20 protein-coding genes are annotated in these 20,728 nt (G+C 48.6%); 7 read left to right on the forward strand and 13 right to left on the reverse strand.

Going from position 1 to position 20,728, the window contains the following annotated elements; translation table 11 throughout:
• Nucleotides 1-17: 17 nt before the first annotated feature.
• From ACFVU8_RS15330 to ACFVU8_RS15340, 3 genes are all read right to left on the reverse strand, one after another.
• Nucleotides 18-905: a carbohydrate ABC transporter permease gene (locus tag ACFVU8_RS15330; protein ID WP_387428243.1), complete on the reverse strand. Its 888-nt coding sequence runs from the start codon at nt 903-905 to the stop codon at nt 18-20.
• A 27-nt stretch (nt 906-932) separates the two neighbouring features.
• Complete coding sequence (locus tag ACFVU8_RS15335; RefSeq protein ID WP_379465534.1) at nt 933-1,877, reverse strand: ABC transporter permease; 945 nt, start codon at nt 1,875-1,877, stop codon at nt 933-935.
• Nucleotides 1,878-2,140: 263 nt separating this feature from the next.
• The gene (locus tag ACFVU8_RS15340) at nt 2,141-2,752 is read right to left on the reverse strand and encodes a TetR/AcrR family transcriptional regulator (RefSeq protein WP_387428245.1); all 612 of its coding nucleotides are present in this window, start codon (nt 2,750-2,752) and stop codon (nt 2,141-2,143) included.
• Between the two features lie 74 nt (nt 2,753-2,826).
• Between ACFVU8_RS15340 and ACFVU8_RS15345 the strand changes: the two genes are divergently transcribed.
• Both ACFVU8_RS15345 and ACFVU8_RS15350 read left to right on the forward strand, forming a co-directional pair.
• The gene (locus tag ACFVU8_RS15345; protein WP_387428247.1) at nt 2,827-3,714 is read left to right on the forward strand and encodes an ABC transporter ATP-binding protein; all 888 of its coding nucleotides are present in this window, start codon (nt 2,827-2,829) and stop codon (nt 3,712-3,714) included.
• Nucleotides 3,711-4,523, forward strand: coding sequence for an ABC transporter permease subunit (locus ACFVU8_RS15350; protein ID WP_387428249.1), 813 nt, complete (start codon nt 3,711-3,713; stop codon nt 4,521-4,523). The genes ACFVU8_RS15345 and ACFVU8_RS15350 overlap by 4 nt, the downstream gene beginning before the upstream one ends.
• Nucleotides 4,524-4,674: 151 nt before the next feature.
• On the opposite strand, the gene ACFVU8_RS15355 is transcribed toward ACFVU8_RS15350, so the two are convergent.
• The 4 genes from ACFVU8_RS15355 to ACFVU8_RS15370 form a co-directional block, all read right to left on the reverse strand.
• The gene (locus ACFVU8_RS15355; protein WP_387428251.1) at nt 4,675-5,034 is read right to left on the reverse strand and encodes a nuclear transport factor 2 family protein; all 360 of its coding nucleotides are present in this window, start codon (nt 5,032-5,034) and stop codon (nt 4,675-4,677) included.
• A 16-nt stretch (nt 5,035-5,050) separates the two neighbouring features.
• The gene (locus ACFVU8_RS15360) at nt 5,051-5,656 is read right to left on the reverse strand and encodes a histidine phosphatase family protein (protein ID WP_387428253.1); all 606 of its coding nucleotides are present in this window, start codon (nt 5,654-5,656) and stop codon (nt 5,051-5,053) included.
• A gap of 101 nt (nt 5,657-5,757) precedes the next feature.
• Nucleotides 5,758-6,720 carry a phosphotransferase gene (locus ACFVU8_RS15365; protein ID WP_387428255.1) on the reverse strand — a complete coding sequence of 321 codons (963 nt, stop codon included), beginning with the start codon at nt 6,718-6,720 and terminating at the stop codon, nt 5,758-5,760.
• Between the two features lie 22 nt (nt 6,721-6,742).
• The gene (locus ACFVU8_RS15370) at nt 6,743-7,684 is read right to left on the reverse strand and encodes an alpha/beta fold hydrolase (protein WP_387428256.1); all 942 of its coding nucleotides are present in this window, start codon (nt 7,682-7,684) and stop codon (nt 6,743-6,745) included.
• Between the two features lie 210 nt (nt 7,685-7,894).
• On the opposite strand from ACFVU8_RS15370, the gene ACFVU8_RS15375 reads away from it, so the two are divergent.
• Nucleotides 7,895-8,248: a PadR family transcriptional regulator gene (locus tag ACFVU8_RS15375; RefSeq protein WP_387428258.1), complete on the forward strand. Its 354-nt coding sequence runs from the start codon at nt 7,895-7,897 to the stop codon at nt 8,246-8,248.
• A complete protein-coding gene (locus ACFVU8_RS15380; RefSeq protein WP_387428260.1) occupies nt 8,235-9,254 on the forward strand; it encodes an HAAS signaling domain-containing protein in 1,020 nt (339 codons plus the stop codon). The genes ACFVU8_RS15375 and ACFVU8_RS15380 overlap by 14 nt, the downstream gene beginning before the upstream one ends.
• 148 nt (nt 9,255-9,402) lie before the next feature.
• On the opposite strand, the gene fucU is transcribed toward ACFVU8_RS15380, so the two are convergent.
• The 4 genes from fucU to ACFVU8_RS15400 all read right to left on the reverse strand — a co-directional run bounded on the left by fucU (nt 9,403) and on the right by ACFVU8_RS15400 (nt 13,830).
• Nucleotides 9,403-9,831, reverse strand: a complete 429-nt coding sequence (gene fucU / locus ACFVU8_RS15385; protein WP_387428261.1) for an L-fucose mutarotase — start codon at nt 9,829-9,831, stop codon at nt 9,403-9,405.
• Between the two features lie 19 nt (nt 9,832-9,850).
• The gene (locus tag ACFVU8_RS15390) at nt 9,851-10,501 is read right to left on the reverse strand and encodes a class II aldolase/adducin family protein (RefSeq protein WP_387428263.1); all 651 of its coding nucleotides are present in this window, start codon (nt 10,499-10,501) and stop codon (nt 9,851-9,853) included.
• A gap of 92 nt (nt 10,502-10,593) precedes the next feature.
• Nucleotides 10,594-12,036, reverse strand: a complete 1,443-nt coding sequence (locus tag ACFVU8_RS15395) for a rhamnulokinase (RefSeq protein ID WP_387428264.1) — start codon at nt 12,034-12,036, stop codon at nt 10,594-10,596.
• A 27-nt stretch (nt 12,037-12,063) separates the two neighbouring features.
• Nucleotides 12,064-13,830 (reverse strand): L-fucose isomerase, encoded by a 1,767-nt coding sequence (locus ACFVU8_RS15400; protein WP_387428266.1) that lies wholly within the window; start codon nt 13,828-13,830, stop codon nt 12,064-12,066.
• A gap of 255 nt (nt 13,831-14,085) precedes the next feature.
• Here ACFVU8_RS15400 and ACFVU8_RS15405 point away from each other — a divergent pair, with 255 nt between their 5' ends.
• Complete coding sequence (locus ACFVU8_RS15405) at nt 14,086-14,868, forward strand: DeoR/GlpR family DNA-binding transcription regulator (protein ID WP_312876288.1); 783 nt, start codon at nt 14,086-14,088, stop codon at nt 14,866-14,868.
• 199 nt (nt 14,869-15,067) lie between these two features.
• Here the strand turns inward: ACFVU8_RS15405 and ACFVU8_RS15410 are convergent, their stop codons facing one another.
• Nucleotides 15,068-16,465 carry a helix-turn-helix domain-containing protein gene (locus ACFVU8_RS15410; protein ID WP_387428268.1) on the reverse strand — a complete coding sequence of 466 codons (1,398 nt, stop codon included), beginning with the start codon at nt 16,463-16,465 and terminating at the stop codon, nt 15,068-15,070.
• 148 nt (nt 16,466-16,613) lie between these two features.
• A complete protein-coding gene (locus tag ACFVU8_RS15415; RefSeq protein WP_387428269.1) occupies nt 16,614-19,289 on the reverse strand; it encodes a YhgE/Pip domain-containing protein in 2,676 nt (891 codons plus the stop codon).
• Nucleotides 19,290-19,510: 221 nt separating this feature from the next.
• On the opposite strand from ACFVU8_RS15415, the gene ACFVU8_RS15420 reads away from it, so the two are divergent.
• Together ACFVU8_RS15420 and ACFVU8_RS15425 are read left to right on the forward strand one after the other, a co-directional pair.
• The gene (locus ACFVU8_RS15420) at nt 19,511-20,041 is read left to right on the forward strand and encodes a hypothetical protein (protein WP_175370126.1); all 531 of its coding nucleotides are present in this window, start codon (nt 19,511-19,513) and stop codon (nt 20,039-20,041) included.
• A 228-nt stretch (nt 20,042-20,269) separates the two neighbouring features.
• On the forward strand, nt 20,270-20,428 hold the full coding sequence (locus ACFVU8_RS15425; protein ID WP_066373475.1) for an asparagine synthase: 159 nt from the start codon (nt 20,270-20,272) through the stop codon (nt 20,426-20,428).
• Nucleotides 20,429-20,728: the final 300 nt, after the last annotated feature.

A 20,728-nucleotide genomic window follows, 5' to 3' on the forward strand; every position in this document is an offset into this window, starting at 1 on the left:
GTGATCAGAGTGCTATTTCATCCTTTAATGGAACCGATCATAAATCCTTTAACAAAATATTTTTGCAGGAAAGGATATACTACTACAATAGGTGCAGTCGTCACAATCATGGTGGCAAGCTTCAGTGACTGCGAAGTTATATTCTTGGATACTCCGGTAGGCATTGCCGAGATCATCTGATTGGAGCTGGACTGGGCAACCACCCGGTACAAGAAGGTTTGAATAGGCTGCAGATTTGGATTATTGATATAGATCATGCCTGTAAAGTAATCATTCCATTGATAGACACCATGAAAGAGAGCTATGGTTGCTACTACTGGCATAGATACAGGTATAATCACCCTCAGGAATATTTTAAAGTCATTGGCACCATCAATTTTAGCCGCCTCTTCCAAACCTGCCGGGATCTCACGAAAGAAGCTCATAAAGATGATCAGATCGAAAAAGCTAAACGCTGCCGGAATGATATAAACCATGAAATTATCAAGTAGATGAAGATTCCGGATTAAAAGATAGGTTGGAATTAATCCTCCGCCAAAAAACATCGTAATGGTCCCGATAATCATATATAATTTACGCCCATATAATTCTTCGCGACTAAACGCATACGCTACCATAGAAGTAAACAGGACGTGAACCAGAACACCTAGGACCGTTTTTGCAACAGTAACGCCCATAGCCGTCATGATCCCCTTACTATTAAATACAGCCTTGAAACTGTCTAAGCTAAATTCCCGAGGCCACCAATAGATCCCGCCCCGCATTGCATCGTTAGCATCATTGAAGGCATTGACGACAACATACCAAATGGGGTAAAGGGTGATGAAGCAGATGGCAAGCATCAAAATGCCATTTATAATCTCGAAAGCGAATTCGCCTTTCGTCTGCCTCTTCATTGAAATCATGTGCATTCCTCTTTTCATGTCAAAATACTAGAATAGTGATGTATTATTAAGTTTTTTGGTTACAGAGTTAGCTCCGATTAAAAGAGTAAGAGCAATAACGTTTTTCAGTAGACCAACGGCTGTCGAATACGAGTAACGTCCTTCATTCAACCCCGTTTGATAAACATAGATATCGATAACATTACTTGCGCTTGCATTAAGCTGATTGCGGAGCACCAGAATTTGATCGAAATTTGAGTTCAATACACCACCAACAGCTAAAATAAATAAGATGGAAATGGTACCCATAATGGACGGTAGCGTAATATTAAGGATTTTTTGAAATCTCCCAGCACCATCTATAGTTGCCGCTTCATACAGTTCAGGGGAAACACCACTAATAGCTGCAAGATATATAATGGCCGACCATCCGAGTTCTTTCCAAATGTCAGATGCAATGATTATTGTCCAAAAGTATTTAGCTTCCGCCAGATAACTTATGGGGGCATCAATAACATTCATCGCCAACAATATTTTATTAATCACACCTACATCAGACAGCCAAGTGGCCAAGATTCCTCCTAGAACAACCCAACTCAGAAAGTGAGGAAGATAGGTAATGGTCTGAACTGATTTTTTAAAGAAAACAGACCGGACTTCATTTAGTAATAAAGCAAATACAATAGGTAAAGGAAAACCAACAATCAGTTTGATTAAACTGATCCCGAGCGTGTTGCGAATGACCTCGATTAGTGCATCGTCCTGCAAAAATTCTTTGAAATGATCCAAACCAACCCATGGAGCCTCTGAAATTGTGGAAATGATGTCATATTCCTTAAACGCGATGATAATTCCATACATAGGGATATAATTGAATACGATCATCCACGCTATACCAAGCAAAGCCATAACCTGAAGGTAGCGCTGCCTATAAATTTTTCTGAATATCGGCTTCCATCCTTCCCTTCTCGCATTAGGCGAGTTTGATTCCATAGTAATTTGTGAGCTGGCTTTCATATCACTTATGCACCTCCAAAAAAAACCTCTTTACGTTATTAATTGTAAACGGTTCATTTTTTTGAAACTAGGCACCTCATTCAAGGTAGAGTTACTAATTTTCAGGTGAAGGTCATTTCGCGTGGAAGTAATGGACATACCAAAAAGCCGCCCAAACCTTCAGAAAGAAGGTTCACGCGACTCACTTAGCTACAGGGAGCTCAAGGTCAACGGTTATTCCCAGAGTCATCGTGCTGAAGTCAATGCTCCTGCTCTCCAGCTTCTCTTCCAAAAATCCCATAGAAAAACAAATGAAGCGTCTCTTCCATAAAGGTATCCAGACTCTCCTCCGCCTTGGCTTGCTCCAGCATTTCCCCCATACTTTTCATGTACATCTGCATATACATTAGCACAGCGTTGGCCGACACCTTGGAGGAAATTTCTCCGCGTGCCTGACCCTCTTCTACCATCCTTACCATAAGCGGCAGTGTCCGTTCTGCATATTGCATCTGCAAGTACTGGAACATCTCCGGGTCGTCTATCATCAGTGTCTGCACCAAGCTTGGCCGCAGCAAGGTATAAGTTCCTTTCTTCATCCCGAGGATATACTGAACGATCTCCTTCATGGAAGGCTCTTGATGAATAAAAGCTTCGAATTCACTCGTGGATTGCTCCACTAGGTGTTTAAGTGTCTCCCTCAGCAGCTCTTCTTTGCTGCCAAAATGCTTATATATTGTCACCTGTGAGACGTTCGCAGCCTTGGCTATATCAGCGATCCGCATCCGCTTCGGCTCCCAGGTCTTTAACATCTCAAGCGTTGCGCTCGTAATTTTCTCCTTGATCAGCGCGGATCTCTTCTCAAAACCGTTCATACGTATATAATATATGAAATATATTCCCAATAATAGTTCATTATTTCATTCTACAGGACAGTGGAGGTGTCACCATGCTGACTGTACAAGGCTTGACCAAGCAGTTTGCCAATGGCAAGGGGATTACAGATGTATCGTTCTCCGTCAGGAAAGGAGAAGTCTTCGGTTTTCTAGGGCCGAATGGCGCAGGCAAATCTACAACCATCCGGCATATTATGGGCTTTATGAAGCCTGACCGGGGGACTGTAACCGTAGCCGGCCTGGATGTCTGGAAAGCACAAGGAACTGTTCAGAGGCATATCGGTTATTTGCCGGGAGAGATTGCTTTTATTGACGGGATGACTGGCAAGGGCTTTCTTGATTTTATGGCGAAAATGCAGGGCTTGAAGGACACCACGAAGCGCTCCACCCTGATCGAACGTCTGCAATTCGATGCAGGGACACCTATCCGCAAAATGTCCAAGGGAATGAAACAGAAGGTCGGTATCGTGGCTGCGTTCATGCACAGTCCGGAAGTCTTGATTCTGGATGAGCCAACCTCTGGCCTCGACCCGCTGATGCAGAAGGTATTTATAGAACTCGTATTGGAAGAAAAATCCGCTGGAACCACCTTCCTGATGTCTTCGCACAGCTTTCAGGAGATTGAACGCACCTGCGATCGTGCCGCCATCATCAAGGACGGACGTCTAATCACCGTCAAGGATGTTCATGAACTGCAATCCATGCAGCGGAAGCTGTTTGATGTAGTGTTTGAACACAGAGAGGATGCGGATAGGTTTAGTACTGGAAGTCTGTACGTGGAGTCCCGTGACGGAAACCGGGTAAGAGTGGCGGTACAGGGGAATTATGATCAGTTCATCCGGGAAACGGCGAAGTACAATATCCGCAGCTTGGATGTATTCACCCAGAATCTAGAGGATATCTTTATGAATTATTATGAACGGGAGGGGCAAGCGCGATGAACCTTCCCTTATATAAAGAAATGTTAAAAGTTAACCTGAAAGGAATCTTGAATTACGCCTTCGGTTCCGCCTTCTACATTCTGCTGATTATCTGGCTCTATCCGGCTTTGGCGAACAATATGAAGGCTATAAATGATCTGGTGAATGCCATGCCTGAGAGCGTACGCAACGCCTTCGGGCTAAACAGCGGCTTTTCCAGCGCCGAAGCTTTTATCTCCGGCGAGTACTACGGTCTTATTCTTGTCCTGTTGCTGTCCATCCTCTGTGTGCAGATGTCCACTGGACTCATGGCTAGACTCGTGGACCGCGGTTCCATGGCCTACCTGCTATCCACACCGACGACCCGAAGCAAGGTGGCGCAAACACAGGCCCTTGTCCTGATTACGGCCCTGCTGGTTATCGTGGCCGCAACGACTGGTGCCGGATTCCTGGGCGTCTTCTGGTTCCTTGGGAACGGCTACGATTTCAATGGCGAACGCTTCCTTATGCTTAACTTCGTGGCGTTCTTGCTCTTCTTCGCCATCGGCGGCATTTCGTTCCTTGTTTCCTGTCTGGCCAATGACGAGAAGAAAGCGCTCGGCATTTCAGGCGCAATCACCTTCGGCTTCTTCACCCTTGATCTACTAGGAAAAATTAGTGACCAGCTAAGCTGGGTGAAGTATTTGACTCTGTTCACACTCTACCGCCCTGGAGAAATTGTGAAGGTCGGTGCGCAGGATGGCCTGGTCTTGGTCATCCTGCTGTTAGTGGGCCTGGCCGCCTTCGGCCTCGGCATAACGTTGTTTAAGCGGCGTGACCTGCCCCTCTAGGGCAGTTAATGCGCCCGATGGGCAATCTAACGCACTCACTGCGAGCCTCACGAAGTGGTCCGTAGACATATACAAGCCCCAGGGGTCACTGCGACCTCTGAGGCTTTTTATATATGAAGCATCCTGATTTCTTCAAATCGTGGTAAGCAGTTTATTCAGGAACAGGGGTCCCTTGATGAAAGAACATCTGCCATCTGCCCTCTCTGTATCTCCAGATGGAACTACGTAAGGAATACTGCTGCTTGTTCTCATTAAATATCCTGTACGTTGTTAACGTCGTATCCGGGGACAATGGATGAATTTCAAAATCGCTCAATGTCATATTTACTATACCAATCCCCTCCGCGTGGAGACCTTCTTGCCTGTACCATACGGCTCCTGAGCTGCCAAACTCGAAAAAACCATCATCCAGCAATGCTGAGAGTTCTTCTACCGATGTACGAACCGCCGGTTGTAACAGTCTTTCTTCCAGTTCAAGTAGATGCGCTTTTAACGTAGCATTCGTATCCAATGTTCATCACCTATTTTCAAGATACTATGTTCTCCTGAGTTAATTCCCATCTGTCCCCGTGGAGCTCTATTTTGTGAAGGCTAGCATTATCTGCCGGGAAAAACTTGTTTGTATTACTCCATTTTAGACCCTTTAAAATATGATAGATGATATTAATCACGCCACCGTGCGTTACAACTAAAACATTTTCAGTGCTGCTTTGGGCGATAGATGTCGCACATAACTGCTGAAAAGCCTCCTCGATGCGAGCGAAGTTCTCCTTAGGGCTCTCACCACCGGGATACCTTTGATCCCATTGCAAACTTGAGAAATATAGCCCAGGGTATAATTTTTCAGCGGCTTCATTGGGCATCCCTGCCAGCACACCATTATTGGTTTCTCTCCAGACAGTACTCTCTTCGATATCCAGCGCCAGCTTATCCGCAATCCGCTCCGCAGTTTCTAAAGCTCTGGTCAAGTCACTGCTGATGATATGCCGGATGTTGAAGGATGTTGTATTGGTTAAAAGGAAATTCCCTAACTGTTCAGACTGTTCCAGCCCTAGATCTGTAAGTCCCCGCATGCTCCATCCCCCGCGGTATCCTTCTTCATCCGCTCCATGGCGGAGAAAGTACACCCCCATAACCGCACCTCCCCATTAACTTTCAAGATTTAACTTACCTTTTAAAAGAAAACGCTTTCCACTTATAGATGAAAGGCTCCGGATTCGGCACCTTCACTCCTTTAAGTGTGTAGAGACTCATTCGCCACCATGTGCAAGTAACGGATCAAATCCGCTTTTGCCGGAGCATTATCCATCCAAGCCCCTAGATTCCAGCTCATAAAACGTAACCCAAGATATCTCGATGCAATCGAGAATAGAGTAGTAAACTGGGCATCCGCCAGTTCAACCCCCTGCACGCCGAGCGCTTCTCTGTATTGAAGAACCTGCTGCATAGTGCGGCAGCGCAGTGGAAGATCCAGAAACAACGAGCCATACCTTGCTTCCTCCCAATCGATAAAGAACACCTCTTGATTGTCATGCACCAGCACATTCCCAGGATTCAAATCGTTATGGATCAGCGTATGGGTAGTTTCATCCTTAATAACGGTTACCATATCGTCGGTTATCGTTCTTGCTGCCGCTTCAACAATCGGTATGTACGGGCCAAACTCTTCATTAAATGCTTCATTCTGCTTCGAGGCCTCCCACTGCGGCTGAAAGCGCGTATGGAGCATGTCTGTAATATGAGAAAGATCAGCGAATAGAAGCCAGGACAATTCATGCCGCAGCCCCCGGTTCTTCCCGTGAATATCAGCCAATGCCGAAATCTCGCACTGCTGTAACCGCTCTAGATCAAGCTTCCCGTAATCCGTGCGATAATCCACATCCTGAAAACACACCAGAGAACGTTCTTCAGAAATAGGAGCTCCAGTATCCGGCCAGATAAAAGGAACTTTTGCCCCCTGCTCGTATAGATGTGCGGTTACCCGTTGCTCCAAAGCTGTGGCTACCTTAGTAATCAAGGACAACTCTTCTGTTCCCTTAGCAGTCTCTATTAATAGATGATGCCGAGTCAAGTCAACAGCCTGAAACCCAAGTCCTAGCCTTGTACTGTCGACCTTAATAATTGCCGCGCCTGAATCAACATATCGCCTCACAGTCGTCTCCAGCAGACGTTGTATCTCGTGCCCTGCTTCTGACACTTCCTTCCCCTCCTCTACCTTACTATAATAGGCTCCGTATGGCGTCAATAACGACATCCGGCCGGTAAATCTGAATAGAATGCCAGCTATCCCTTACTACAATATGTTGAGTGCAGGATGTAAGCTCTGCCAGTTGAAGCTGCCCCCTGTGCCACTCTTTATCCTGCTGGCCTGCACTTAACACAACTACCGGCAAATCTTCACGCAGACGCTCGGCTGTAGCCAACTGCAAGGCACTTTCGTGCGCATCCAGCAGTTCAGCATAAAGCGTCTTGTATGCACTGCTTCTATACCCGGCGGCCTTAACCTGCTCTAGCATAGGAGATGGTAGACGCCGTGAACCGATATGACGGCCCGTCAGCCTGGGGATCGCAGCTGGAGACAGCAGATAGCCTAGCCTCAATTGATTCAGACTATCCTTGTGGCGTCTTCCCTGCTCCGACATCTCCGCCGCAAGATAACGGCCCTCATGGACGGCATCCACCAGAATCAAGCCCTTCACTTCATCCGGGTACTCTGCTGCAAACAGCCTCATCACCATTCCGCCAAAGGAATGTCCTACCAGCACGTACGGGGGTTGCAGTTCCAAGGCAGACAGCAGGCTACGTAAATCTTCAACATACTGCTTGCAGGTGGCAGGCTTGCCCGAGCTCTTGCTCCAGCCTAGTCCGGCGCGATCATAGGCTACAACCGTAGCATCACGAGACAGCTCCGGCTGCACCAATGACCAATCCAGCAGATTTCCGCCCATCCCGGCTTCCAAGACGATCGTCGTTCTACCGCTTCCGGTAACATGCGCATGAAGCTCGCGGGAGCCGATGCTGATGCGCTCTCCTGCAGGCTTATATCGAAATCTATCATATTGCGTCCACAATGCCTGCGTACATGTTAACGGAAAAAAAGCAGCGGCAATCGTGTAACGAAGATAGTTGTCCAGCTTGGGGATCGTTGACAATCCTCTCACCTCTTCCGAGTTCTTGGTATACGGTCAGTATAAAGAATCGGCTGTGGAGAAAAAGAGAAACTTTTCGTCAAGGATTGCTTATTTTTAATTTTACCATAAATGGAATAATAGATTTTATCTAAAATTTTTATCCTTGTGAAATCATTATATTGTTAATATTTCATTAGTGTGTGTCACACAGTATAATGCAATCAGGAGTTGATGCACATCATGGACATCCAAGAAACAGTGAGCGGACTGGTACAAGAATTACGGCGCGGAACGATTATTATCGGTGTGCTCAGCCAGTTGACTCAGCCGCAGTATGGCTATTCCCTAGTTACTGTATTGAAGGAAAAGGGCGTGGCTGTCGACCCAAACACCCTTTATCCGCTGTTGCGCAGGCTGGAGAAGCAAGGACTGCTGGACAGCGCTTGGGATACCAACGAGAGCCGCCCACGCAAGTACTATTCCCTGAGTCCTGCCGGCCAAGAAGTCTACATCAAGCTATGCGAGGAATGGAAAAGCATGCGAGACAGTATGGACACTTTGATTGATGGAGGAAACAACCGTGGAACTGATTAAGCGCTATATTCATGCGGTAGTACGAAGGCTGCCTGAGTCGCAGCGGGCTGACATCGAGAAAGAGCTTGAAGGCTTGATAGAGGATATGCTGGAGGAACACTCTCCTCCCGGCAGTCATACTAAGGAAGAAGTTGAAGCCGTGCTGCTTGAGCTTGGAGATCCCGAGGCATTAGCAGATAAATACCGGGGGGCCGGTCGGTATTTGATCGGTCCAGAGCTTTTTTCCACCTATCTGACCGTGCTTCGGGTCGTGTTCGCTGCAGTAGCCATTGCCATGACCGTCGGCTTTGCCGTGGATAGCCTGTCCGATGCATCCCATATGTCGCAGCAATTTAGAGGCTATTTTAACGATATTCTACTGGCCTTCTTTCAGGCCTTTGCCTGGGTTACTGTCATCTTTGCCTTAGTCGAGTATAAAGGTATTCACAAAGATCAGCTCAAGCATCGTTCTGGCCATTCCTGGACTATCTCGCAGCTACCGCAGCTTCCTTCCCGGGAGCTGACGATCAAACGATCTGACCCGATCTTCAGTATTATTTTCACTGCAATCTTTACTTTTCTGTTCCTCTTCAATCTCCATCTATTCGGGCTGATCCTTCAGAATGACGGATCGCGTCTCGTCATCCCCTTGTTTAATGACGAGGTGTTTCGCAGCTTCCTGCCTTGGATCTGGATTGCATTTGCCGCAAGTGTTCTGAAAGAAACTTTGAAAATAATTACCGGACGCTGGACTCCTTCTCTTATCATCCTCAGCGTGCTAGTCAGTGCATTCGAGTTTATTTTGGCTCTGTTCATCCTCTCCAGCCATAACATCTGGAACCCGCATTTCTTGACGCAAATCAACCAATCGGGCTTTATTCCAGAGGGTAGCAATGTTCTTCAGCTCGTCACCACCATCTGGGAACAAGGTACACAGAATCTGGTCTATATCTTTGGACTTATCTTTGTGATTCAGCTCATTACGATGGCAATCAAATTCAAAAAAGCCAGAAGAACGGTTATATAAAATAGCCTTAAACACGATTAATATAGGCGGCAAGCCCACTCTGTCCATAAAAAAGAAACCGTACCTATCGGTAGGCAAGCTGCAGCATTGTGCGCAAGCCTCTCTGCAAGGAACGGTTTCTTCTATACGTTATCCTGTAGTCCTTAGCTTAGGAGCGGATAACCCCTTTTTTCAAAATCACATTGCCATACAGCGCTTCTTCCCCAGTGACTACAACGGCGTAGCTCTGCTTCGAGCGGGTATAAAAATCAAAACGCTCCTCGTACCCGATCACTGCTTCAGCATCATGCTTTGCCAGAATCTCCTTATACGTCTCCCAGATTACAGGAACGGTGGGATCGCCCGGTACCACAGACATAAACGCTGCCTGATGCTCGGCATAATGGTCCAGTGGGAACAGCTCCAAAATCGCATTCAGCAGTTCCGGAATACCAATCCCATCATACCGGATGACTCTAGAATGATGGGAATGACCTGGAAAGTTGGCATCCGCCAGCACGATTTCATCGCCATGGCCCATTTCCATTAGCACAGCAACCAGCTCAGGAGACAGCAGCTTGGGAATCTTTTTTAACATCAGAATTCCTCCTCCGAGACTACATGCCGTAGAACGACCGCAATGCGACCAATTCTTCAATACGATGCTGTGGCAATTCCCGCTCTCCGTCAAGCATACGGGCCAGATAGGTTAGCTTCGCAGTGAACTCCAACCGCTCCATGTTCATGTACGCGCTCATGACATCCTTGCCCCAAGTCAGCGCACCATGGCTCTCCAGCAGCACAGCTGTTTTCTTGCCCAGGAAAGGCTCCAGCGAGTCTGGAATTTCATTGGTGGAAGGCGTACCGTACTTAGCAATAGGAATGTCCCCCATCGCAATGACGGACTCCGGCATTAGCATCTTATCCAGCGCTTCCCCCTTGATGGCAAAAGCAGTGGAATATGGCGGGTGAGCATGCACAACTCCGTTCATCTCCGGTAGCTCATTGTAAATCTTCAGGTGCATCTTTACTTCCGTAGAAGGACGGTAGCCTTCGGCTGCCTCCAGAATATCCCCTTGCAGATTCACTTTGACCAGCATGTGAGGCTCCAGATAGCCTTTGCTGACACCGGTTGGAGATGCCAGTACTTCGGTGGCCGACAGGCGGGCCGAGATATTGCCGTCATTAGCCGCTACAAAATCCTTGTTAAACAGGTTCTTCCCAATCTCACAAATCAGGCGACGCAACTTCTGTTCATGATTCTCCATACGATAATCTCTCCTCTTATCCATGTGATATATCTATTCAATACCAAAGCCGTTGCTTGATCTCTACGGATCCGTAGATGATGCTACGAGAGTTAAGGATTCTTACGATGACTCGGCTGGTAGGTGATTAACGAACTGGAATGGGCAATGAGTTCGCTCACCGCAGCCCGTTCTACCAAGCCTAATGCTAGCAGCTGGGTCACTATATTTCCGATCGCACTGGCCTCTACGGGCCCGGCCACAACTTCCCGTCCGGTCACGTCAGCCGTGAGCTGACAGAGAAGCCGGTTCTGAATTCCCCCGCCGACCATATGAATGACACGTACCGGTTCACCAGTGATTTCCTCCAGCTCATCTATTGCGACGCTGTAAGCATGGGCGAGACTCTCCACAATAACGCGGGCCGTCTCCCCAGGGGTACGCGGCTCCGGCTGCCCTGTTCTCCGGCAGTATTCAGCGATCCGCTGCGGCATATCGCCAGGGGTCGCGAACAACGGATCGTCGGGATCGATGATCGCGACGGCCGGACCAGCGGCTACAGCCAGCTCAGCCAGCTCAGCATGACCGATACGCTGACCCGACGCGGCCCAGTGACGCTGAGATTCCTGCAGAATCCACAATCCGGTGATATTTTTCAACACCCGGTTCGTACCGCCATAACAGCCCTCATTAGTGAAGCCGTAATCATAGCTCTGGTCTGTGATCACAGGCCCTTCACTCTCTCTACCCACTAAGGACCAAGTGCCACAGCTGATGAACGCAGCACCTTCCTTATCGACATAAGGAATAGAAGCTACAGCCGAAGCTGTATCATGGGAAGCGCCAGCGATCACCTTCATCGCGCCCAGTCCCAGCTCTTCCTGAATAGCAGGTGTCACCTCACCCAGCACCGTTCCAGAGGCGGCGACAAGTCCAGGAATCAGCGAGATGGGCAGGCCCAGACGCTTAAAGACTTCATGCGAAGGTTCACCGGTTACCGCGTCAGCTAACCCGCTAGTACTCCAGATCGACTTTTCCGCAGCCGCTACACCGGAGAATAGATAGTGAAACAAGTCGGGCGTCAGCAGCATTGTTTTGACCGATTCCGCAAGGGATGGATGGTCCTGCAAATCAGCGTAAAGCTGATAGACAGTGTTAATCAGCGCCGGCTGATTGCCGGTCAACGTGAACTGTTCACGGGGTGGAATCCGTTCTTCCAACCCAGAGCGGTGAGGCTCTGTCCGCTGATCTCGGTAATGGTGCGGCGCATAGAGCAGCTGCCCCCTGTGATCAATGAACCCGTAATCCACGCCCCACGTATCCACACTCAGCGACAGCAACTTGCCATGCACCCGTGCGGCCTCGCGTACGCCTTGCTTGATCTCTTGAAAGAGTCTCAGCACATCCCAGTGCAAATGCCCTTGAACCTGTACTGGTATATTGTCAAAGCGGTGAATCTCCTCGATCTGAATCGTGGAACCGTCATAACTTCCTAACATGACCCGGCCTGAGCTGGCGCCAAGGTCTATGGCAAGCAGTTTTTGGGTCTCGCTCATCTTCCTTCCCCCTGCCTACTCCAAAGTTTAATAGAGTGGTCCAAAGTTCTGGCAGGCTCTGTAATCTGCACTCTCCAGATCCTCTGTGCCGAACAGCGACCAGACGCGTGGTCTGAAGATCCGTTCTTCCTCTACGTTGTGCATGCTAACCGGAATACGGAGAATGGAAGCCAGCGTGAGCAGGTCTGCACCGATATGGCCATAGCTGATAGCACCATGATTGGCTCCCCAGTTATTCATCACATCGTATACCGATTTGAACGAACCCTTGTCCGTCAGTTTCGGTGCGAACCAGGTAGTCGGCCAAGTTGGGTCAGTCCGCTGATCCAGCGCATGATGCACATCCTCCGGCAGATCTACCGTGTAGCCCTCAACAAGCTGGAGAACCGGACCAAGCCCCTTCACCAGATTCAGACGCGCCATCGTTACTGGCATGCCGCCTTTGGTCAAATAATCGGTCGAGAAACCGCCCCCGCGGAAATACTCCTGCGACGCTGGACGGAATTCCGTCTTCTCCAGACAGCTCTTTGCTTCCTCATCTGTGATCTCCCAGAACGGCTTGATTGCCGGCTGACCGTCAATAGTCTGTTCTCCGGTTCCGTCCAGTGCGGCCGAACCAGAATTGATCAGATGTAGGATGCCGCCTGCCGCTTCGCCTTCCAGCTTGTGACCCGTCACGCGTTCCACCGCTGATGGGCTCCAGTACGTACGGACATCGGCAAAGATTTGCGCCGTATTCGTTAGCAAGTAGTTGAACAGCATGGTTACGCCATTCAAGCTGTCATTCTCTGTTGCGAGAAGATAAGGCGCCCGTCTGCCGTTCCAGTCAAAGGACGAGTTCAGAATCGTCTCCATAAAGTCACCATTCGGGAAGTGATCCGTCCAGTGCCGTTGTCCCTGGAATCCAGCCGCAATCGCGTTGTGTCCATTGGCTTCTTCCGCGAAGCCAAGTTTATCAAGCTCCGGATTTCCGACCATAAGATCACGGGCAATCAGCGTCATTTTCACGACGGTTTCCCACTGGCTATCCTTCTGCTCACGGCTGATCTGCAGATGTGCCGGGTTGTTGTCTGCACCCTCAGCGCAATTTTCCTTCACCCAAGCCAGTGCACGCTCGAATTCCTGCTTATCATAAATGCCCTCTTCCATGCGGCGCACAAATTCGGACATATCCACATATTCATTACGCATGCCAAGGTAATCCTGGAAGAACTGCTCATTCACGATTGAACCGGCAATCCCCATGGATACCGAACCCAGGGAAAGGTAAGATTGGCCCTTCATAATAGCAACAGCCAGCGCTGATCTCGCAAACTGCAACAACTTGCTCTGCACATCATCCGGGATGAGTTCACTGTCAGATTCCTGCACATCTTCGCCGTAGATACCGAAGGCCGGAATTCCTTTCTGTGCGTAGGCAGATAGTACAGCTGCCAAATACACCGCTCCGGGACGTTCCGTACCATTAAAGCCCCACACCGCATGCGGGATGGTGGCATCCATATCCATTGTTTCCGAGCCATAACACCAGCAAGGCGTCACAGTAATCGACACACCTACATTGGCTCCGGCAAATTTATCGCGGGCATTCGCTGCTTCCTTCACCCCACCGATTGTTGAATCAGCAATAACGCACTCCACAGGCGAGCCGTCGGGATATTTCAAGTTCTGTTGTAAAAATTGAGCCACCCGCTCCGCCATTCCCATGGTCTGTACTTCCAGCGATTCACGTACCCCGCGTCTTCTGCCATCAATGGTCGGACGAATTCCAATCTTCGGATATTTAGCTGCCACTGTACTTCCTCCTCAGCATCACATTAAGTTTGGTTTAAATAAGGCAATCTATATCATTGCAACTTCAGCCAACAAACATTTCTCCTTCATCATAAAAGGTGTAAACGCTTAAGTCAACATAAAAACCACAGTTAATTGAATAATAATGTGGTATTATGTGATATTATATTAGTGAATTGTGGTTTTTCATTTATTTAGAATTCTTTTGTATTTATAATCCTTGTAGTAAACTAGGAGATAGAGATATTGAAAAAGGTGAGTGGACGGATGAAGGCATTTGAACGGAGAGACCTGATCATTACCGAGTTGTACCGGAACAGAAAAGTTCATGTTGCGGATCTGGCACAGAAGTTTCAGGTGTCCGAGGAAACGATTCGCCGCGATCTGGACAAGCTGGACCGGGACGGTCTGGCCAAGAAAAACTACGGTGGCGCCATCCTGAACGCCCATACCAATGAAGACCCCTCCTATGCCAGCCGGCATCAGGTCAACATTGAAGCTAAGCGGCTGATCGCAGACAACGTGCTGGATCTCATCAACGATGGCGACAGCCTGATGACGGATACCAGCTCGACGGCCTTTGAGGCGTTACGCCGGATCATCGAGGTGAAGAGCAATCTGACGATCATCACCAACTCGCTGGTGGTGCTGTCAGAATTTCAGCATTCCGGGCAGAAGCTGATCTCTACAGGCGGTACACTGGGCCCCGAGACCAGTTCCTTCGTCGGTCCGAATGCTTCGCATACCATTCAGAAATACAATGTGGATGTGGCCATTTTTAGCTGCAAGGCGTTGTCTATGACGGGCGGAGTTAGCGATTCCAACGAAGCGGAAAGCGAACTGAAGGTGCTCATGCAGCAGCAAGCCAATAAAGTGGTCCTTCTCGTGGACCATGCCAAATTTGACCGGATTGCGTTCATCAAGCTGCTGAGCTTTGATAAAATCGATTATATTGTTACCGACCAGAAGCCATCCGAAGAATGGGTTGAGTTCTTGAAGAAGCATCAAGTGTCGCTGATCTATTCCAATGAAGAATAGCCTTATCATAGAAAAACGAACAAAAAAAGAATCTCTACGTGAAATAGAGATTCTTTCTTCATTTTAGAAGTATACCAATTATCTTCAATGCCTAAGTATAGTTTCTTAGCTACCAGTTCCATGAATCAGAATTTTGAAAGATGGTTGGCTAGTATTAGCATCTGCAGCATAGGCAGGAACCGCGATGGCCAGTGCCACACTAAAAACAACCAGCAACGTACTCATTTTTCTTTTCATTTAGTCTTTGCACCTCACTAATTAGTTTTTTGTACTTCTCTTGGTTTTCTCTAGTTGTTAGATGTCGGATTTCTTCAAATAACCCGACACATTGAATCACACAGCTGTCATTATTTATTTTAACAGAAAGTTCCAAACTTTTTAATATATAATAGACACTTTTTTTATATTTATTGGTTCTCATATAGTAAGTAGCCAGTTCACACAAAAGATTAGTATATTTATCTGACATGACTTGCATACTAAGTTTCCCCAATTTACTCCGGTGTTCCTTATACATTAAATGAGATTGAAACTGTGTGATAACCTCATCTGCATTGAACCCGATACGGTTCGCTGCTTGCATGATTTTGATAAAAGCTGGTAGAACTTCATTCTCTCTAGTTTTAATATACGCTACGTATTCTGAAAGGACCTCAACTTCCCCGTTCATCAGACGGTGCAGGTATGTATTGGCTACAGCCCATTCTTTGAACTGTTCCATGATCCACTTGGCTTCTTCGCTGTCTTCACGTATCCAGCTAGAGTCGGAATACAGTGCCGCATACTGCATGGCCTGCTCATAATCACCATTCTCATGACTGACCGCTGCTCTTAATAAATAGGAGTATAAGATATAAAAACACAGCGGTTTTTCGGGCTCCTTTTGCTCAGCGCGGCTGATATACTTCTTATATTTGTTCTCATATTGAATGAATGCCTTCTCTCCCATTCGCTTAGCCAGGGAATCAACATTGCTCCAGCGATGAAGCGAAGTGTAAATATTCGCCAAATCCCGCAGCGCATCCAGTTGATCGCTTTCATCCAACCGCTCGACAAAATACTCAAAATACACCGCAGCCCGCAGATTGGCATCCTGATCATACCCTAGCGTGATCTTGAACAGCCGGTACTGACAAAGAGCCAGCCGCTCGGAATGCTGATATTTCTCACTTTCGGCGACGCTCTCGTACAGAATTGCGGCAGCTTCATACCTGTCATTGTTAAAAAAATCTTCAGCTGTCTCAAATAGTACTTGTGCATACATCAGATTATCCATCAAATTAGCGGCTATCCTTCGGATACACTCCAGCTTGTTCAATTCGGCACAACGATGAAGGAAGGGACCCAATCGCCGCCAGTTGGGGGCAGAATGCACGAAGCATTCATCAACATACAAATCATACAAAGCGCCTTCGCCAAGTCCCATTCCCGAGGTGATGCGCTCAAGCTGCTGCATGGCAATCGGACGGTTACCGCTGACAAGTCTGCTGAGCGTGCCGGAATGAATCCCGGAAATTTTGGAGAATTGGCTCACCGTCAGGTCATTATCTCTCAGATACTTGTCCAATTCCGCCCGGATTGTGGTCTCTGGATTCAAACAAACACCACCTCCAAACCCATATTTTAGAATTAAAGATCATTTATACCTATATATTAGATGTAAATAATACACAGGTCAATAAAATGGTTGAGTTTTCAAAGATATCTTTAAGAAATTGAGAATTTTTTTCTTTTTCTCTATATTTTCAGGAAATCAGCTTTGATTTCTCTGCCTGTTCTGCGGCCTTGTGAATGAACTGCTCCAACGGCTTTTTAAGTGTCAAGGCCAGCACCAGAGCGATCAGACCGAAGCCAACCAGGTACAAGGCATCACGAATGGCCACCTCTGGCAGGATGCCACCAACCGCTTCCCGCAGCAGACTAATCGCATAAGTGAAGGGCATAAACGGATTCAGTGCCTGGAAAAAAGGACCGGTAGTGCTGATAGGAAACGTCCCCCCGGAGCTGGAAAACTGCAGCACCATGAACACAATAGCAATCCCTTTGCCGATGTTGCCGAACACAGAGACAAAGGTGAAGACGATCGTCACGAATACGATACTGATCAGCATTGCAAACAGGATGAACCACCACTTGTCGGCCACGTAACAGTTCAAGATAAAAATATTACCCAGTGCGGCCACCAGCGCCTGTAAAATACCTACCGTGAGAAAAGTAAGCAGTCGTCCGAAGTAGAGCTGATACGACTTATAAATTATGCCCCCTGTCTCCACAGAGGTTCGCAGCAGCGAAATCAGTAGCGTTCCACCCACCCATATTGACAGTACCACGTAAAAAGGTGTCATGGCCGACCCGTAGTTCGGGATTGGGTACAGCTTATTCTCCTTGAGGATTACGGGATTAGCCAAAAAATCACTTTTGGACTTGATGTCGCCCCCAAGCAGATCTGCGATCTGCTCCAGATTCACCTCTTGTTTGATCTGGCGGATCGTCGCCGCCGCTTTGCGAATGGCGGCCTCCAGTAGCGGCAGGTCATCCCGCACCAGCTCTGCGGCACGCTCTACCCCCTTGTCCGCCTTCGGCAGCCCGGTACGGATCAGGTCCGCTGCCTTGCGGACCTTCTGCTCTACCGCCGGCAGATCGTGGCGGGCAAATTCCGCCGCTTCGTGGATTCGCTGCCCGGCGGCGGGAAGCCCCTGCTGAATCCGCGGCAGCACATCGCGGACAAAAGTGCTGAAGCGCTGCATCTTGTCCGCAATCCCGGCGGCCGAGGTATGGACGGCCGCCCGGATGGCGGGCAGATCCTTCTGCAGCGCCGCCAAGCCCTCCTGCCCGTACTGTATGGCCGCCGCTGCATCCTGCAGGATGGCGGCCAGCGCGGGCAGCTGCTCCGGCACCTGCTGGAGCCGGGCCGCAGCGTCCTGTGCAGCCGCAGTCAGCGGCTGCAGTGCGTTTTGAATGCCTGGCAGTGTGTGCGACTCGAAGCGGGAGATCAGCCGGCCAAGCGCCGTTGATCCCTGTCCCGCTCCAGTGCTAAGCTGCTGCATCTTGCCGGCATCTGGTTCCCCGCCGGCTTCCAAAGCTGAGGCAAGACTTCCGGCTAGCGCGGATTGATCGGCGAATTGGTCCCGGATCCCATCCAGAGCCTGTATTTCGGCCGCAAGTACGTTTCCGGACGACAACTTATCCAGTGAATTCAAGAGCGAGATCGTGCGGTCCAGTACATTTTTCCCGGCAGCAAGCCGGGTCAAATTCGCATTAAGCGCGCTCAGTGCGGCCGCTGTCTCTATCGTACCAGCCTTCAATCCCTCTGCGAGCTGAGAGACAGCATTCTCCGTCTGCTCCAGCAAGTACAGATTCTGCTTGATTACAGGGGGAATCGCAGCGAGGGCCGCGTTGTTCTTCTCGATAAATTGCTGCAGTTGCTGACCAAAGGCACTTCCGGCTGCCGCAATCTTGTCGGCCTGTGGCAGGGCCTTAATCGCTGCATCCACGATCTTCCGCCCATTTTCCATATCCACACTTGCCTTGTCTAAGACCCCGGCCACGTCATCAAAATGCTCATCGAGCCCGCTCACAAGTTTCGCTGCCCGTTCCAGCTCCGGCAGCTTGGACTCTAGCTCCGTCAAATGCCCTGCCGCTTCATTGATCTGCGGCCAATGGTCATCCACCGTTTCGATCGCTGTCCCTGCCTTTTCGACCTCTGGCAGCTTCTGCTCCAGCGTCGCCAGCCGCTCTGCCGACTGGTGAATTTGCGGCCAATCCTGATGAATTTTCAGCACTGTTTTCCCGGCAGCTTCAATCTCTGGCAGGTTATCCTCCAATAGGAACAATCCCTTCTCCACTCTGCGGATCACGGGCAGCTCAGACTGAAACTGTCGGTCGATCCTGCCGAGAGCGGTCAGCACCGTCTCACTGAGGGTAGCGGTAAAATGCTCGCTAATCTGGGCCGTGATGGATGACGCACCCTTGGCCGTAATTTTAGGTGCAATCGCATTAATCTTCTCATTCACGGTGTATTCAACTTCCGGCTTATTCAGCCGACCTTCCAGAATACCGGCCATTTTGCTGGAAAAATCCTTAGAGATGACAACACTGGCATAATAATCCCCGCGTTGTACTCCATACCTGGCCTGCTCTGCATCCACAAAGGTCCAGCCCAGACTTTTATTATGATGCAGGCTTTCCAGTACCTCCTCGCCGATGTTGAAGCTCTTGTTATCTACGGAAGCCCCCTCATCCAGACTGGCTACCGCAATCTTGATCCCTGAGGTGTTGCTGTAAGGGTCCCACACAGCCGCCACATTCACCCAATCATAGATGGAAGGCAGCACAACCAGCGCAGCTATCAGCAGAACTGCGGTCGGGACCTTGAATACATTGCGCCAATCGTTTCGGTAGATACGGATAATTCCAGCCATTTTCCGGTCACTCCCAGCCTCAAGTTTGGATATTCTAATATGCCCGGAGCAGCCTTCGTTTACTATGAATGGCGACTATTCAGTTTTTTTGCAGTAGTCCAAAAATATCTGCAACCTTTCCACCATTTCATCGTTATTAGTAGTACAATACTCGTTTGATTAACAACCCAAGGGGTAATTAATCTTATACTGTGTATCACAATGCCAAGGGGGAGATTTCATTGTTTAAGAAAAAGTCAGCTTATGTCCTGCCCGTTGTCGTCCTGTTATTCCTGTCCCTCATTACATCGGCAAGCACAGTAGGAACCCTGGCCCGCGCGGAAGGCCGCGGTGACACCGTTCAGCATGCAACCGTTTATATTCATTCTCTTCATTCAAATCAAGGTGTCTTATCGGCAAGCACTGATGAGATCGAATGGTATCAAGGTGCCGAAGCAGACAAAATTTTTGCCCAAAGAGAGCCGGAAGCCGCAGCAGAGCTGGGCGGAACGCCTGATGGATATTATATCGTGAACGACAGTCAGACACTTACTACCTACCGGGTAGCTCCTGATGCAACCGTGATTATGCAAATTTATGATCGTACCGGCAAGCTGGAGGATATTGACATTCACTGGAACGAGAAGATAAGCCTGGAGGAATTCACACATCAGTTTGCCAAGAATAACAATCTGGATCTGAGCCAGTTCCCTTACCATCTGACGATCAAAGACGGCGTAATCACATCGATCGTTCAGCAATATATCCCTTAACTCTAAAAAATTCAAATAGGCTGTGCTTGCTTGAAAGGTTGGTTTGATCCCCTTCAAGCAGGCACAGCCTTTTTAGATCCTTCTTTCTCATCCTTCTTATCCTTCTTATCTTTCTTATCTTTCTTATCTTTCTCGCTCCATTCATCCCCAGCCGAGATGCTGTATAATTGTCACTCCCTCTACCCACACTAATCATGTCTTTCAAACCACCGAGAAGGAGTGTTTCATATGCGTGAAGGTCTGATACCAACCGTTCTTGGAACCGTAGTTACTGCTTCTAGCGCCGCTTTTCTTGGCAGCAGGTATAAGATGGCTGCAACCGGCGTACTTGGATTTGGTCTGGCGCATATCGTGCTCGGCGCCATCGATCTGTTTGAGCATCGGTAATTGGTTGAAGGATACCGGACAACTCGTGCCACAGGCACGGTTGTCCGGTTTTTTGTGCGCCGAGGGGCTTGTGGGGCTTGTGGGGCTTGTGGGGCTTGTGGGGCTTGTGGTTTTTACAGTAACTCTGGTCTCTCTGATATCTCCGTTATCTTTGGTTCTTTGGGTTGTGGAGTATTATGTATTTTATGGTAATTTACACTGATAACCAGACGAACCAGGGGAGTAACTTCTAGAAACAGATTGAACTGGAAGGATAACCTCTGGCCAATACTTAAAATAACGACATTTTTGTACCTTATA

Origin of the sequence: Paenibacillus sp. NPDC058177, from assembly GCF_042883835.1 — a bacterium.
Taxonomy (GTDB): domain Bacteria; phylum Bacillota; class Bacilli; order Paenibacillales; family Paenibacillaceae; genus Paenibacillus_AQ; species Paenibacillus_AQ agri.

Excerpts from the sequence above, each read along its gene's own strand:
- ACFVU8_RS15330 (WP_387428243.1), bottom strand. The coding sequence starts at position 905 with ATGATTTCAATGAAGAGGCAGACGAAAGGCGAATTCGCTTTCGAGATT.
- ACFVU8_RS15335 (WP_379465534.1), bottom strand. The coding sequence starts at position 1,877 with ATGGAATCAAACTCGCCTAATGCGAGAAGGGAAGGATGGAAGCCGATA.
- ACFVU8_RS15340 (WP_387428245.1), bottom strand. The coding sequence starts at position 2,752 with ATGAACGGTTTTGAGAAGAGATCCGCGCTGATCAAGGAGAAAATTACG.
- ACFVU8_RS15345 (WP_387428247.1), top strand. The coding sequence starts at position 2,827 with ATGCTGACTGTACAAGGCTTGACCAAGCAGTTTGCCAATGGCAAGGGG.
- ACFVU8_RS15350 (WP_387428249.1), top strand. The coding sequence starts at position 3,711 with ATGAACCTTCCCTTATATAAAGAAATGTTAAAAGTTAACCTGAAAGGA.
- ACFVU8_RS15360 (WP_387428253.1), bottom strand. The coding sequence starts at position 5,656 with ATGGGGGTGTACTTTCTCCGCCATGGAGCGGATGAAGAAGGATACCGC.
- ACFVU8_RS15375 (WP_387428258.1), top strand. The coding sequence starts at position 7,895 with ATGGACATCCAAGAAACAGTGAGCGGACTGGTACAAGAATTACGGCGC.
- fucU (WP_387428261.1), bottom strand. The coding sequence starts at position 9,831 with ATGTTAAAAAAGATTCCCAAGCTGCTGTCTCCTGAGCTGGTTGCTGTG.
- ACFVU8_RS15390 (WP_387428263.1), bottom strand. The coding sequence starts at position 10,501 with ATGGAGAATCATGAACAGAAGTTGCGTCGCCTGATTTGTGAGATTGGG.
- ACFVU8_RS15395 (WP_387428264.1), bottom strand. The coding sequence starts at position 12,036 with ATGAGCGAGACCCAAAAACTGCTTGCCATAGACCTTGGCGCCAGCTCA.
- ACFVU8_RS15415 (WP_387428269.1), bottom strand. The coding sequence starts at position 19,289 with ATGGCTGGAATTATCCGTATCTACCGAAACGATTGGCGCAATGTATTC.
- ACFVU8_RS15425 (WP_066373475.1), top strand. The coding sequence starts at position 20,270 with ATGCGTGAAGGTCTGATACCAACCGTTCTTGGAACCGTAGTTACTGCT.